Genomic DNA, 13,991 nt, shown 5'->3' with positions numbered 1-13,991 from the left:
ACCGGTGTTTGTATCCGGGCCGATTCCCGACGCCGCCGGTCGTCGTCTGGGCCCGCCGCAGGCCGGCCAGGGGCTTTGACACACGCCCTGAGGGAACGTGACGCAGCCCGGGCGGTTCGCCGCCCGGGCTGCTCCATGTTCGGGAGTACGCTGGCCGCTTCCCCGTCCGTTCGTCGCCCTTCAGGATGCGCCCATGTCCGAGTTGCTGACCGCCGACCGCATCGAAGAGATCGGCAAGCTGGGGCCCGAGAGCCCGGACCCGGCCGCGCTGGTCGCCGAGCTGGTGGGTGCCGTCGACGAGGGGCGGGTCGCCGACCCCAACGACACCGGTTTCGCGCTGCTGGTCGCCGCTGACATCCTCGAACACGCGGGCGACCTGGCCGACGCCCTCGCGCTGGTCACCCGCGCCATCGCCGAACAGCCCGACGAGGACGCGTACGCCCGAGCGGTGCGCGGCGGCCTGCTGCTGCGCCTCGGCCGCTCCGACGAGGGCATGGCCGAGCTGACCGAGCTGCGTCCACTGCTGGAGACCGCCCCGGACGCCACGTACCTGATCGACGAGCTGGTCGAGTCCGGCCACACCGAGACGGCGCTGGAGTGGCTCACCGCCGCCCTGGACACGATCCTGGAACGGACCCGGACCCAGCAGCACGAGTCCGAGGACGCGCAGGACGAGGCCGCCGCCATGATCTTCGGCCTCAGCCAGCAGCGGCACGACCTGCGCGAGGAGCTGGGCCTGCCGCACGACGAGTACGACAACCTCGCCGACCGGCTGCGCGCCGCGACCGATCACGCCCTCGACGCGCTCGACGACGGCCCCGCGACGCTGCTGTACTGGCCGCAGGCCGAGTTCGACGCGTTGCTGATGCGCTGGCCCGCGCTTGTCGACAGCTACCCGAAGACGTGGGACGAACACCGTACCCAGATCGAACGCGCCCTCGTCGAGGCGTCCCGGCTGGGCGGCGGCGACCTGGGCGTCGTCGCCGGCACCGTCGCAGGCCTGGCGACCTTCGCCGGCGACGACCCCATCGACGAGGAAACCCTCGACGAGTACGCCGACAGCCTCAGCGTCGACGAGGCGGGCCTGACGGCCTGGCCGCCCGGCCGCAACGACGCCTGCTGGTGCGGATCGGGCGCGAAGTACAAGAAGTGCTGCCTGCCGCGCTCGCGCGACTGACCTGCCCCGGGCGTCCGCTGCGCTGCCCCGGGCGTGCGCTGCGCTGCGCTGGGTGTGGGCTGCGCGCCGTATACCTGTGAGTCATAACTATGACTCACAGGTATACCGTCCATTCGCGATCGCGTCCGCGATCGGCCGGCTCGGTGACGGAGGCGACGGCGTGACCGCACAGGAACAGCACGAGACAATCGAGGACAGCCCGGTCGGCTGGGTCGCCAAGCACATCCGGCGATACGTGGAGTCCGACGGTGCCGACGGCGGGACCTTCCACGGCATCCCCTCGCTGCTGCTCACCACGCGCGGGCGCCGGTCGGGCACGCTGCGCCGCACCGCCCTGATGTACGGCCGCGACGGCGACAACTACCTGCTTGTCGCGTCCAACGGGGGCGCGGCGAAGCACCCCGCCTGGTATCTGAACCTGAGCGCCGACCCGACCGTGGAGATCCAGGTCGGCGCGGAGCGGTTCGCCGGCCGGGCCCGCACGGCGACAGGCGAGGAGCGGGTCCGGCTGTGGCCGGTGATGACGAAGGTCTTCCCGACGTACGCCCGCTACCAGAAGGAGACCGACCGGGAGATCCCCGTCATCGTCATCGAACGCACATCCCGCCCCTAGCCAGGGAAGCGGATGACCGGCAGGTCACCGCCGTCGCCGTACGCCTTGCCCTCGCTTGTGAGCACCGAGGCATCCTGCTCCAGGACTGCCATCACGGCGGCGGCAAGGTCGACCCGACCGGTAACCAACCGCCAGTAGGCCAACTCCTGCCAGTCCTCACCCCAGGTCGGCAACACCGCGCAGGCGGGACGTTCGAGCAGTCGGTGCAGCACCGCGCGGTCGGCCGGATCGTCCACCACCGCCAGCACCTCGGCCGCGACGACAGCCGGCACACCGAACCGAACGCCGTCCTGGGCGACCTCATGGATCGGCTCGGCAACATCCATAGATCCGGCCACGTAGGCGAGCAGCGCGGACCGATCCAGGATGAGCCGGACCGACGGCGCATCGGGAGTCGTCATGCCGCAGGGGCCTGGCTGCCGGAACCATCGATCATCTCTGCTGCCGAGCGGCGGGAACGGTCACGCAGCGCGGCCCGTCGACCGGGCGACCACTCCTGCTCGACCTGAGCGCGTTGGGCCTTGGCGCGAGCCTGCCCCTCGGCCGTCACGGTCATGCCCCGGCGGGCCAGCTCGGCGTCCAGATCCTCGGCGCGCATCCGCGCCCGAATCGTGTCGACCACGTACGCGCTGGCGTTCGGCTCACGTTCCAAGCGCTCTGCCACGTCCTGCGGAAGCGAGAACGACTTCTTGCTCACCGATCCGGTCACACCAGGGAGCCTATCGGATCGCACCGCTTACTTACAGCGACACGCCAGTCACTTGCGTTGCGACGCTCCCGTGCCGCTCAACCTCGTCCTCGCTCAGTCCATCGAACGCCGCTGCGAGAGGATCACACCCCTGGGCTGAATAGGAGACAACTTCATCCACCCGGCGCTCCCGCCGAGGGGCTTCAGAATCCCGCTCACGCGCTTGGGGGCGCTTGGAGATGGACGAGCAGGCCGGCCAAGCCCCGGCTCAGACGGTGGAACCGCTGGTCGCACGGGTGGTTGGTGCGTTGTGCTGCCACCACCCGTGGTCAGTTTCCCAGAGCGCGGACCTTGGCGATCGTCTCCTGGACGTGCTGCTTGGCCGGCTCGCCGCCCTGAGACGCCTGCGCCAGCGCCTGGCGGTACGCGTCGATCATGCCGACCAGCGGGCCGGCGGCGATGCCCTCGAGCGCACCGGCAACGAGTGATCGCGCCTCGGCCGCGTCCTGTGCCGCCGCTGCGGTCTTGGCCTTCGCCTCGTCGAGCTTCTGCGATGCCGCCGCCAACCTCGCGATGATCTGTGCTGCGCTCACGCGCACCCTCCCCCTGGTCGACCATCGCCTCCACCACCGCACTGGCAGAGACCACAAGGGAGCGTACGAGATCCATGCACCTAGCGCGACCACTCGATCGCCCAGTCGTGACCCCGGTGGAAAGATCTTGGTACGAAACTGCCCCTCCAGGGGCGCTTTCGTACCAAGATCTCTGGCGGCACTCCAGATTCGCGTGCGCTCAGCGGTCGGCGACGAACACTCCTACGCCGCCGACACCCTCCACCAGGCCCTCAACCTTGAGCGCGTTGATGGCCTGGCGAACAACGATGGCCGAGACGTCGTGCTGACGGCACAACTCGGAGGTTGAAGGCAGCTTGTCGCCCGGCACGAGTTCGCCGGACTGAATCTGAGCGCGGATGCCGTCGGCGATCAGCGCCCATTTGGCTTTGGCGGGCATTGGTGTCTCCCAGGTCTGCCCCGCCATTCGATCACGAGCAACTTTGTATAGCAAGCAATGTGCGGACAGTGCTTGCGCGTGCATGACCTGTTATATACGCTTTCCCATGACCGGCTCCCAGGTCTGCAAACCCGGAGCTGGTTCTTTCCCACCGGCAGGAAGCGCCCGGTCGTTCGGTCCCCCCGTCCGACCGGGCGTGCCGGGGTGTGCCCGTACGCGCCCCAGCGCACCGCCGCGAGCGGCACATGCCGTCACAAGCACAGCCCTGACCAGCAAGGAGACCAACCGGACGGGAGCACGCCGATGCCCGATCGACCCGACGAACAGCCCACCGACCCAGCCGCCCAACACCCACCAGCCCAGCGACTCGTGTCCGAGCAGGACGTCGAGGACGCCGACGACACTCTCTTTGCCCATCCACCGCGCGTGGTTCGCAGGTGGGTGTGCGGCTGCGGCATGGACTACCCGTGCACCGACGTGCTCTTCGCCCGCCTGGTCAAGGCCACCGCTGAGGCCGACAAGTGAACCGCCGAGGCCGCCGGTGAACGCGGACGATCTAGACACGCACACCAACCAGCAGGTCACCGAGGCGAGGATGAGGATCGCCGAGCATGTGACGGAGGCGTACACCGGGATCTGCCGGAGCTGCGGACGGCCCGGCCCATGCGACGAGCAGCGGGCCGCGCGGGCCCGAATAGCGCACTACGACGATCCGGTGGATGACCTGCGCGACGCCTGGCTGGCCACGATCGCCGCCGCCGACCGGGCCGGCGCGCACCTGCACGGCTCGGGGTTGCCAGGTCGGCGGCTGCCCTGGCAGGACGCGGTCACCGAGTGTTGGAGGGCGCTCAGTCTGGTCTACGCCGGCCTGGCCGCCGATCGGGCCTCGTCGGCGACCGCGACGGCGGGTGAACTGCTCCCCGGGCTCCGAGCGGCTCGGGTCGACGCTGACCGGGCCGCCGCGCTGACGGCCCGTACCCGATGGCGGTTGGGTGCGGCCGAGTACCGGCTGCGGCGTACTCACAGTGGGGCGGACGTGGTCGCGGCCCGGCGCTTCGCGGCGGCCATCACCCGGTTGGACCTGGTCATCGCGCGGCTCGCGGTCGGCGCGTGCCGCATCGATCGCTCGGTGGCGGCGCTGACCGGCGAAGCGGTGTCGCCCGTGCCCGACGCGACCCGGAGCGCCGCCACCGCCGGGGAGATCGCCCGCGGCTGTCGGGTGGCGGGCGCCCTGCTGAGGCAAAGACGCCGACGGAGGCGCGGGGAGTCACGGTGGTGACCGATCCGCACGCGGCGCTGCGCGGTCTGCTGGCGGGACGGCTGCGCGGGCACGAGCGCACGCGACTGACACCGCAGCGCACGCGACCGACACCGCAGCGCACGGCGGGGACGAGCGCCAGGCAGACGCGCGCCACCAGCAGGAGAGGCGCTAGGAACCCGCCATCGGGAACCGCCCGCACGATCATCGGCGGGCGAAGCCGGACCACAAACTGTCGAGAGCTCTGGCACGCTGACGAACGTCACCGGAGCGATCACCGCTCGTGACGGATCGACGTTCCCGCACCGGCACGGCGGGGAGAAGGGACGACGGGTGGAAGCGCTCAGCCGCACCCAGCGGTCACTCGACCATGATCAGGTGCAAGGCTTCGTCGACGCGTCCTTCGGCGCGGATCGCCGGGTGGTGGACTGCGGACCGATCCCGGGGGGCGGCTTCGCGACGGTGTGGCGGGTGACGCTGGACGACGGGCGCGAGGTCGTGCTGAAGGTGCCACCACCGCCGGACGCGCCGCTGCTGCGCTACGAGCGGGGCCTCGGCGGGGCGGAGGCCCGCTACTTCCGCCTCGTGGCCGCGCGCGCGCCGCAGGTGCCGGTGCCGCCGCTGCTGCACTACGGCAACGATCGGGAGCACGGCGAGTGGCTGTTCAGCGGCCTGCTGCCCGGGCGGTCGCTGACGGAGTGGTCGGACTCCGAGCAGCACCTCGACGACTCCCCGGCCCGACGCGACTTCGGCGCCGCGATCGCCGCCCTGCACACGGTGACCGGCGACCACTACGGCTACGACGGCGGCCGGGCGAGCGGCGTGACGTGGCGGGAGGCCTTCGCCGCCATGCTCGGCGACCTGCTCGCCGACGCGGCCGACTGGGAGGTGCGGCTGCCCGTCCCGGCCGCGCGGATCCTGGAGCTGACCGAGCGGTACGCCTGGGTGCTGGACCAGGTGCGCCGGCCGGCGCTGCTGCACTTCGACGGTTGGGACGGCAACGTGCTGGCCGAACCCGAACCCGAACCCGCTGGCGCCCTGCGCCTGCGCGGGATCGTCGACGGTGAGCGGTATCTGTTCGGTGATCCGCTGATGGATCTCGTGTCGCCCCTGATCTATCGGCGGGTGGAGGACGACGCGGACCATCCTTTCCTACGCGGCTATCGCGCCGCCGCGGCCGAGCCGGTGATCTTCGACGAGGCCACCCTGCGGCGGCTCAGCCTCTACCGTCTGCACCTGTATCTGTTGATGACCGTCGAGATGCCCAGCCGTGGGATCACCCGGGAAACTCGTCCGGACCGGTTCGAGCGGCTGGCCGACCTGCTGGATCATGAGCTGACCGAGCTGCGGCGTGCGAGTCCGTCGGCCATCGCAGGCGGTACCGGCTGACGTCCTCGGAGGCGGCCACACCTGCCTTCAGGAACATCGTCAGGACGGCGTCGCGCGCCCGCCGCTCGCGGGCGCCGGTCGGAAACTTCAGGCTGCCGGTACGACGGGCGAGGGCGGCGACCGCCGCCACCCGCGACTCCCGGAGCTGTTGAAAGCGCGCGAAGGCGTCGGTGAGGTCGTCGGCGCTGGCGAGGCAGCGGGCCAGGACCTGTGCGTCTTCGAGGGCCATGGAGCTGCTCTGCCCGTCGTGCGGCGGCATCGCGTGCGCCGCGTCGCCGACCAGGCAGATCCGGCCTCGGCTCCACCGCGCGGGCGGATCGAGATCGTGCACCGGCCACCGGATGACCGGGCCGGTGCTGGCGTCGATGATGCCGGGGATCGGCGGGTGGTCGGCGCCGTGCAGCGCGACGAGTCGCTGCCGCCACCGGTCCATCGGGTCGGCACGTGGGGCCGCCACGACATCCCCGTCCCCGCTGAGCATGCTCTGGAACCAGACCACCTCGCCGTCCGGCAGCGCCTGAAAGCCGAAGAACGCGTTGACGCCGAACGTCAGGCGCAGCACCGGCTCAGGTGCGATTCCGTCGACCCGGGGGGCCGAGCCGCCGCCGTCGAGGACGCCTGTGAACCGCGCCGACGGGTGGTCGGGGAACAGCGTCCGACGGGTGTGGGAGTGCACCCCGTCCGCACCGATCAACACCTCACCGCCGTGAGTCGATCCGTCGGCGAGGGTGGCGACGACCCCGTCCTGCCCGTCGTCGCGCAGCCCGACGACGCGCCCGCCCTCGACGACGCGGACGCCGGCCTCGCGGGCCGCCTCCCGCAGCACCTCGCCGAACCGGTCCCGGCGGATCAGCGTGCTCACCTGGTTGTTGCTGCCGATCTCCCGTCCCCGGTGGTCGTGGAAGGAGATGCGGTCGGTGGGCGTGCCGGCTTCATCGACCGCGGCGAGGAGCCCCAGCTCGCGCAGCACGGTACGGCCGTTGTCGGCGATGCTCAGGTGCGAGCCGAGTGGTCGCTCCCGCGCCGGGCGGGCCTCGAGAACCGTCACGCGCCAGCCGATCCGGCGCAGGAAGAGACCGACGGCGGTGCCGGCGATTCCCGCGCCGACGACCACGGCGTGCGCGGGACTGATCATTGTGGGCCAGCCGTCATCGGCGGTCCGAAAGGACCTGTCGCACCCATGTGCTCCCCCGTGTGGCGGGCGCTGTGGACACGCCCGCCGCCCCGACCATAATCACCGCCGGGGCGGCGGTCAAGACAGCAAGATCCATCAATGTGAGGCTTGACACAGCCATTGACGGCCGGAATGCTGTGGGAGTCCTGCTAACCGAGGCGGGGCCACGTATTGGGGGATCGGTTCTTTTACTGCATTCGCCCGCGCGCGGCTCCATGGCCTGCACCGGAAGCTCATCCGCCACCGAATGCTCCGAATGGGACGGCCATCGTCCGTGTTCGCCGCAGGATGCCGCAGAATGCATCCGACGTTGGGCGTGGACAATTGCCGTACCAGCTCGGTCGATCGCTGGTCGGACTGCTGCCGTTGCATCCAACCGTCATCCGACGGTGGCGCGTCATGCACCCCTAAGCACGGCGCAGGGCCACGGCCTCACCTCCGACAACCGCAATTCTTCGGGAGGTGTCGTGATGAAGAACAACTCGGCCGGCTGACACACACCAATTACCTTTCGTCCCGATGAGCGTGTGTCGCGTCGCGGCACACGCTCATCGGCGGCGCAGTCGTTCCCGCTCGGGAAGGAACAGGTGTGACCCCGGAAACGACCTATCCGATGACCCTCGGCCAACTATCCGTCTGGCGGGACATCGAAAGAATGCATCCGGAGAAGTGGTGGGAGGGCAACCTCTGCTTTTCCTGGTCGTTGCCGGAAAATGTGACCGCGGCGCAGGTCTGGCGTGCGGTCGGAGCGCTCGGCATGCGGCACGCCTCGCTGCGCACGACGTTCGACGTCGAGGACCCGACCGATCCGCGGCAACGCGTCGCTGTGGACTCCCCCGCCGACGTGGTCGCGGCGGTACGACAGCCCGACGGCGAGACGGGGATGTCCCGGATCGAGACCGAGGAGATCCAGCGTCCGTTCACGCTGACCACCGACCTGCCGTGGCGGGTGTGGCTGACCGAGAGCGACGGCCGACCCCGCGACCTGTTGGTCGTCATCCACCACATGGCGGCCGACGGTGCGGGCATCAACACCATGGAGCGGGACTTCTTCGCGCTGCTGGCCGGCGAGGCGCTGCCACCGGCGCCGCAGCCGGCCGACCTCGCGACGCGGCAACGGTCCGGCGAGATGGACGCCCGACTGCTCGCCGCCGAGTCCTACTGGCGCAAGGTGCTGTCGGGGGCACCCCGGCGGACCCCTCCACCACCGGGGCCGGTGCTGCGGGCGACGATGCACACAGGCATCCCCGAGCCCATCCTCCGGCAGGCGGCGCGCGGCATCGGCGTCACCGTCGCGGGCGTCCTGCTCACCGCCTACTGCCGGGCGGTCATCCGGACCGGCACCACCGGCACGCCGGTTCTGCTCTACCCGATGTCGTCCAACCGCTTCGACCCGGCGGTCACGTCGCTCGTCACGTCCATGAACCAGTGGGTTCCGCTGCTGGCCGCACCGGCCCCGGACGAGTCGTTCGCGCACACCGCGCGCGCCCTGTACGTCCGGAACATGCGCGCCCTCAAGCACGGGGTCTACGACCCGGACGCGGTGGCGCGGATCCGCGAGGACGCCGAACGGGAGGGCGGCGCGCTCGACCCGGGATACCACTTCACGTTCCTCCTGCCCCCGATGGAGGTGCGGCCGCCGGAGGAGATCCAGGAATCGCGGATCGAGTGGCACGTGCCGATCCGCTCGACCGGGCCCGGCTTCTACCTGATGGCCAACGCCGACACGACGGTCCGGTTGACAGTCCGGGTGATCCGCGAGGGCTACCGCCGCGAGGAACTCGACGCTCTGCTCGTCGCCATGCGCGACGACCTGCTCGACCTCGTCGGCGCGAACGCGGAGGCCACCGCATGACCACTACCGCGCCGCCCACCACCGTCCCGGTCACGCCGAGCCTGTGGCGTCACCGGGACTTCATGACCCTGTGGACCGGGCAGACCCTCAGCGAGACCGGTTCCGCGGTGTCCACCCTCGCCGTCCCGCTCATCGCGGTGTCGGTGCTGAACGCGTCGACGTTCTCGGTGAGCCTGCTACAGGCCGCCGGGATGGCGGCGTACCTGCTCGTGGCGCTGCCGGCCGGAGTCATCGTCGACCGGATGCGCAAGCGGCGGCTGATGGTGTTCTGCAACCTGGTGCGGGCCGCCGCGATGGCGACCATTCCGCTGGCGTTCTTCGCCGGTGAGCTCACCATGGCGCAGTTGTGGCTGGTGGCGGCGCTGTGCAGCGTCTGTTCCGTCTTCTTCGAGGTGGCCTACCAGTGCTACCTGCCGGCGGTGGTGCGCTCCGACCAGCTGCTGGACGCGAACGGCAAACTCAGCACCACGTACTCGGTGGCCCAGGTCGCGGGCATCGGGCTCGGCGGAGGACTGGTCGCGGTCTTCGGCGCGGCGCGGACGGTACTCATCGACGCCGCCTCGTTCGCGGTCAGCGCCGTCTCGCTGCTGCTGATCCGGCGCAAGGAGCCGGAGATCGCCGCACCGGAGGGCCCCCGGCCACGGCTGCGGGAGGAGATCTCCGCCGGTCTCGCCTTCGCCTTCCGGCATCCGGTGCTGCGGAAGATCGTGGCGGCCAGCGGCACCCTGAACGTCTTCAGCCAGGTGATCTACGCCCTCTCGGTCATCTACCTGGTCCGGGTCCTCAAACTGACGCCGGCCGAGGTGGCCGTGCAACTGGCGCTCGGCACGGCCGGCGGCATCGCCGGCGGGCTCGCCTCGGGCCGGCTGGCGCGACGGATCGGCACCGCCCGCATCATCTGGGTCTCCCTGCTCGGGCTCGGCTGGACGATGCTGCTGGTGCCGCTGGCCGAGCCCGGCTGGCGTGTCGCGTTCTACACCGTCGGCATGACCGGCTTCGCCGCGCTCTGCGCGATCTACAACGCGGCCCAGATCAGCTACCGGCAGCAGATGTGCCCGCCGGAACTGCTCGGCCGTCTCACCGCCGGGGTCCGCTGGATCGTGTGGGGCGCCCTGCCGATCGGGGCGGTCCTCGGTGGTGTGCTGGGCACCTGGCTCGGCGTCCGCGAGACCCTGGTGATCGCCGCCCTCGGCGTCTGGGCCTCCGGACTGTGGGTCTACTTCTCCCCGCTGCGCACAATGCGGGACTTCACGCCCGTCCCCGAGCCGGCCGGCCAGCCCTGACTCAGAAGGCGCGGGGCGTCAGCGCCGCCCACGTCCGGGCCACCCCGGTCCGCAGGTCGGTGCCGGGACGCCAGCCCAGCAGCGCCGACGCACGCCGGACGTCGAGCCAGATGTCGCGCCGGTCGAAGGCTCGACGAGCCGCGTACCGCACGGTCAACGGCCGGCCGACGGTCGCCGTCACCACCTCCAGCAGCTCGGCGAGGGAGGTGGGCCGGCCGGCGCCCACGTTGAGCACCGCGCCGTCGAGCCCCTCCAGGGTGTCGCGGTCGAGGTGCCGGTCCCACACCGCCAGCAGGGCGGCCACGACGTCGTCGACGTAGACGTAGTCGCGGCGGGTCGCCGGATCGCCGAACACCTGCAACGGCCGGTGCGCGGCCGCTGCCTCCAACCAGTGCGACACCACACCGAGCCCACCCTCGGCGCGCTGGCCGGGCCCGTACACGTTTGACGGCCGCAGCACGACCGGCCGGAGATGGTCGGCGGCCTCGCGCAGGGCCTGCTCCTGGGCGAGCTTCGCCCGGCCGTAGACGCTGTCGGGGCCGAGTGGGCCGGTCTCGTCCACCGGCGGCGGCACATCCGGCCGGTACGCCGTCCCGCCGGATCCCAGCAGGACGACCGTGGGACGACGGGCGCCCAGCTTGCACGCCTCCAGCGCGGCGGCGAGGGCACGCTGGTCCAGTTCGGCGAGTTCGGGCTGGCTCACCGCCCGCTTCGGCGTAACCGTGCCGGCAGCCCAGAAGACCAGGTCCGCGCGCCTGATCGTGTCGGCGTACCGGTGCTCCTCGGCGGCGTTGCGGGGTCGGGTCACCCGGTGCGGAGGCCGGCGGCGGCGGTCGAGCGCACGGCACAGACTCGCGCCGATGAACCCGTCCGACCCGACGACCACCGTGACCGGGGCCGGCGCCGCGGTCATCTCCCGACCTCGGTCCGGGCGGCGAGGGCCGCCAGTTCGGCGGCGTAGTCGGCGGTCCCCTCGCGGGCGGCCAGCAGGTTGCGGTGCAGGGTCTCCAGCAGGGCGAGGGAGTATCCGCTCTCGCGCCATGCGTCCTCGGTGACGCCGTAGCCCAACCGACGCCACAGGTCGGCGTTCACCTGCTCGTGCGCGCCGAAGGGTGCCAGCAGCACGATCGGCGTGGCCGACCACAGCGAGTCGATGAGGGTGCCCCCGCCGGTCTTGCAGAGCATCGCGACGCGGTGCCGGGCGAGATCGAACGAGTCGTGGTGCGCCCGACCCCTGCGGTATCGCACCGTGCCGTCGGGACGGATCTCCCCGAACGGCGGGAAGTCGCCGTCCTGCCACGCCTCCCACTCCGGGTCGATCATGTACGCCCGGCAGCCGGGGGGCAGGCCGGACACGTCGGCCGGGTCGTGGGTCACCACGTCGACAAGCAGCCCCGCACGGGCGAGATCCACCGCGCGGTCCCGGTAGGTGCCCAACCCCCAGCCGCCGCCGTGCGCCAGCAGGCGTTGTTCGCGTTCGTGCCACGGCACCGGGTCCTCGTCGCCGACGCGGATGCTCGTCGGCGCGGTGCCCCGCTCGGCGTCGAACATCCACACGTGCCGGAAGCGCTCGGTGCGTGCCCGGAAGAGGTTGAAGGAGGCGGTCGGCGCGGCGTCGAGGTGGCAGATGTCGACCCGGGGCGTCCGGGACGCGAGCGCCTCGTACCGTTCGACGACGGGCACCCAGAAGCCGGAGAAGAGCACCACCTGGTCGACGTCGGCGGCCCGCCATCCGCGCAGGAGGTCATCGACAGCGGCGCCGTCGAGCGCCGGCATCTGGTCCCGCACCATCCGCTGGGCGGTGACCGCGAGCTTGAAGTTTCCGCGGAAGGCCCGCTTGGCGGCCCTCAGCCTGTCGAGCTCGTCGGGTCGCAGCAGCCGCTCGAACACCTCCACGCGCACCTCGATCCCGAGGGCCCGCAGCCGGCCCGCCAGGATGAGGGCCGGTACGTGGGTGCCGAGCGTGGCACCCGACGTCAGCAGCACAATCGCCATCGTTGCTCCGATCGTCGGGAGTCAGGAGACGAGACTCGCTGCGCCGCCCGTCGCGGCGCGCACGTCGCTCACCTGTGCTTCGAGGGCGATCCGACAGGCGTCGTCCGGGGCGAACACCGCGAGGAAGAGCCGGCCACGGGGCGGGGTGAGCGTCCCCGAGGCCAGCGGCAGCACCCCGGGGTCGGTGCCCCGGAACAGCAGCTTCGCGTCGGCGAACGCCGACACCAGCCGGGCCACCGTGTCGCCCGGGCGCACAGGTGTCGGGCGGCAGCGCAGCCAGGAACGCAGGCCGACCGCCCGGGCCCGTCGGTCGAGGTGCAGGTTCAGCAGGCCCATCGATCGCCGGGCGTTCACCTCCAGCACCGGCACGACAGTGCCGTCGTGCAGCCGCAACCCGTCGACGCAGACGGGACCGCTGTAGCCCTCCGCCGCGAGCGCCGTCCCGACCCGCGTGATCGCCTCCCGATGCGCGGACGTGTCGAGGCTCGCGTGCTGATCCGCGGGGAGCGGACCGGAACCGCGGTAGGCGAACTCGGCATTGTCGACGTGCTGCACGCCCCGCCACCGCACCACGCCGCCCGGGTCGACCTCGACGTGCGTGGAAAAGCTGGACGCCTCCTCGAAGAGGGGCTGCACCAGCAGTTCCACCCGAGCACCCCGCGCGACCTGCCGCTCCAGGTGCCGGACGACCGTGTCCAGCATCCGAGGGGTGGTGACCCGCAGGGCGCCCCGGCCGGCGACCCCGTACGGGTCCTTGAGCACGACGTCGCCCTGCGCGTCCCGCACCAGCCGCCGCACCTGTGCGGGCGTGGTGGCCAGGACGGCGCCGCCGGGCAGGCCGGCGTCCCGGACCAGGTCGTTCGACCAGACCTTGGAGTTGACGCGGGCGACGACCTCGACGGCGGGGACCACGGCACGGAGGCCGAGCCTGCGCACCGCCACGGAGGTGTCCGGTCGGACGGCGTAGAACGCCGCGGCCCACCCGGACACCGCCGGAAGGGACGTGCCGCCGGCCGCGGCCAACCGTTCCTCCACCGTGGAGTCCGGGTGGCCGGGCACGGCGGCGACCCGTGGCGCGATGCCGGCGACCGCCAGCGCCTCGACCAGGGCCTCGTCCATCGGCTCGGCGGTGAGCAGCAGATCACCCGGAGCGCACCCGACCGCCAGCAGCTCGTCCATGCCGCGACGTCCCCGACTGCCACCCGCCGTCGGGGCGGCAGGCAGCCCGGCGAGATCCTCCGGCCGCCACACCGCCTCCGCGTCGAACGAGCCGAAGTGAACGGTCCCGCTCACCTCACCGACCATCGCCGTCGAGGGCGAAGTGGCAGAACGCCTTCACCGACTCCAGGTGGATGGTGTCCAGCGACTCGAAGTCGATCTCGATGTCGAACTCCTCCTCGACGGCGAGCAGGAACGTGATCATGTGCAGCGAGTCGATTCCGAGGTCGAGCAGCAGATTCGTGTCCGCCGTCACCTCCTGGGCCAGCGCCGGATCCTCCAGAACCCGCGCGAGCAGGGCCGCCATGCGGGTGATGACCTCTGCCATGC

General features: G+C 71.5%; 16 protein-coding genes. 7 read left to right on the top strand and 9 right to left on the bottom strand.

What is annotated here, in order from left to right; all coding sequences use genetic code 11:
- The first annotated feature begins 193 nt into the window (after nt 1–193).
- Both AB0K10_RS29135 and AB0K10_RS29130 read left to right on the top strand, forming a co-directional pair.
- On the top strand, nt 194–1,177 hold the full coding sequence (locus AB0K10_RS29135) for an SEC-C domain-containing protein (RefSeq protein ID WP_363688748.1): 984 nt from the start codon (nt 194–196) through the stop codon (nt 1,175–1,177).
- Nucleotides 1,178–1,337: 160 nt separating this feature from the next.
- On the top strand, nt 1,338–1,790 hold the full coding sequence (locus AB0K10_RS29130; protein WP_363688746.1) for a nitroreductase family deazaflavin-dependent oxidoreductase: 453 nt from the start codon (nt 1,338–1,340) through the stop codon (nt 1,788–1,790).
- Here the strand turns inward: AB0K10_RS29130 and AB0K10_RS29125 are convergent.
- The 4 genes from AB0K10_RS29125 to AB0K10_RS29110 all read right to left on the bottom strand — a co-directional run bounded on the left by AB0K10_RS29125 (nt 1,787) and on the right by AB0K10_RS29110 (nt 3,516).
- Nucleotides 1,787–2,191 (bottom strand): hypothetical protein, encoded by a 405-nt coding sequence (locus AB0K10_RS29125; protein WP_363688744.1) that lies wholly within the window; start codon nt 2,189–2,191, stop codon nt 1,787–1,789. The genes AB0K10_RS29130 and AB0K10_RS29125 overlap by 4 nt on opposite strands.
- Nucleotides 2,188–2,499, bottom strand: a complete 312-nt coding sequence (locus AB0K10_RS29120; protein WP_363688742.1) for a hypothetical protein — start codon at nt 2,497–2,499, stop codon at nt 2,188–2,190. The genes AB0K10_RS29125 and AB0K10_RS29120 overlap by 4 nt, the downstream gene beginning before the upstream one ends.
- Nucleotides 2,500–2,807: 308 nt before the next feature.
- Nucleotides 2,808–3,071 (bottom strand): DUF6244 family protein, encoded by a 264-nt coding sequence (locus tag AB0K10_RS29115; RefSeq protein WP_358141560.1) that lies wholly within the window; start codon nt 3,069–3,071, stop codon nt 2,808–2,810.
- 199 nt (nt 3,072–3,270) lie between these two features.
- Complete coding sequence (locus tag AB0K10_RS29110) at nt 3,271–3,516, bottom strand: winged helix-turn-helix domain-containing protein (protein WP_363688740.1); 246 nt, start codon at nt 3,514–3,516, stop codon at nt 3,271–3,273.
- A 276-nt stretch (nt 3,517–3,792) separates the two neighbouring features.
- Between AB0K10_RS29110 and AB0K10_RS29105 the strand changes: the two genes are divergently transcribed.
- The 3 genes from AB0K10_RS29105 (at nt 3,793) to AB0K10_RS29095 (ending at nt 6,136) form a co-directional block, all read left to right on the top strand.
- A complete protein-coding gene (locus AB0K10_RS29105; RefSeq protein WP_363688739.1) occupies nt 3,793–4,014 on the top strand; it encodes a hypothetical protein in 222 nt (73 codons plus the stop codon).
- Nucleotides 4,015–4,030: 16 nt separating this feature from the next.
- Complete coding sequence (locus AB0K10_RS29100) at nt 4,031–4,768, top strand: hypothetical protein (RefSeq protein WP_363688737.1); 738 nt, start codon at nt 4,031–4,033, stop codon at nt 4,766–4,768.
- A gap of 312 nt (nt 4,769–5,080) precedes the next feature.
- The gene (locus AB0K10_RS29095) at nt 5,081–6,136 is read left to right on the top strand and encodes an aminoglycoside phosphotransferase family protein (protein WP_363688735.1); all 1,056 of its coding nucleotides are present in this window, start codon (nt 5,081–5,083) and stop codon (nt 6,134–6,136) included.
- On the opposite strand, the gene AB0K10_RS29090 is transcribed toward AB0K10_RS29095, so the two are convergent.
- Entirely contained in the window at nt 6,024–7,271 is a 1,248-nt protein-coding gene (locus AB0K10_RS29090; protein ID WP_363688733.1) for an FAD-dependent monooxygenase, read from the bottom strand. The genes AB0K10_RS29095 and AB0K10_RS29090 overlap by 113 nt on opposite strands.
- A gap of 628 nt (nt 7,272–7,899) precedes the next feature.
- Between AB0K10_RS29090 and AB0K10_RS29085 the strand changes: the two genes are divergently transcribed.
- Together AB0K10_RS29085 and AB0K10_RS29080 are read left to right on the top strand one after the other, a co-directional pair.
- Nucleotides 7,900–9,165 carry a condensation domain-containing protein gene (locus AB0K10_RS29085; RefSeq protein ID WP_363688731.1) on the top strand — a complete coding sequence of 422 codons (1,266 nt, stop codon included), beginning with the start codon at nt 7,900–7,902 and terminating at the stop codon, nt 9,163–9,165.
- Nucleotides 9,162–10,448: an MFS transporter gene (locus AB0K10_RS29080; RefSeq protein ID WP_363688729.1), complete on the top strand. Its 1,287-nt coding sequence runs from the start codon at nt 9,162–9,164 to the stop codon at nt 10,446–10,448. The genes AB0K10_RS29085 and AB0K10_RS29080 overlap by 4 nt, the downstream gene beginning before the upstream one ends.
- 1 nt (nt 10,449) lies before the next feature.
- Here AB0K10_RS29080 and AB0K10_RS29075 read toward each other — a convergent pair whose 3' ends face one another.
- Genes AB0K10_RS29075 through AB0K10_RS29060 form a run of 4 tightly spaced genes read right to left on the bottom strand, consistent with a single transcriptional unit; the run spans nt 10,450 to nt 13,989 of the window.
- Nucleotides 10,450–11,361 (bottom strand): NAD-dependent epimerase/dehydratase family protein, encoded by a 912-nt coding sequence (locus tag AB0K10_RS29075; RefSeq protein WP_363688727.1) that lies wholly within the window; start codon nt 11,359–11,361, stop codon nt 10,450–10,452.
- Nucleotides 11,358–12,443, bottom strand: a complete 1,086-nt coding sequence (locus tag AB0K10_RS29070) for a hypothetical protein (protein ID WP_363688725.1) — start codon at nt 12,441–12,443, stop codon at nt 11,358–11,360. The genes AB0K10_RS29075 and AB0K10_RS29070 overlap by 4 nt, the downstream gene beginning before the upstream one ends.
- 21 nt (nt 12,444–12,464) lie before the next feature.
- Nucleotides 12,465–13,736, bottom strand: coding sequence for a hypothetical protein (locus tag AB0K10_RS29065; RefSeq protein ID WP_363688723.1), 1,272 nt, complete (start codon nt 13,734–13,736; stop codon nt 12,465–12,467).
- Nucleotide 13,737: 1 nt separating this feature from the next.
- Nucleotides 13,738–13,989: a phosphopantetheine-binding protein gene (locus AB0K10_RS29060; protein ID WP_363688721.1), complete on the bottom strand. Its 252-nt coding sequence runs from the start codon at nt 13,987–13,989 to the stop codon at nt 13,738–13,740.
- Between the last annotated feature and the right edge of the window lie 2 nt (nt 13,990–13,991).

The organism is Micromonospora sp. NPDC049274 (assembly GCF_040678875.1).
In the GTDB taxonomy this organism is placed as follows: Bacteria; Actinomycetota; Actinomycetes; order Mycobacteriales; family Micromonosporaceae; genus Micromonospora.
This window is presented reverse-complemented; position numbering and strand designations above follow the sequence as displayed.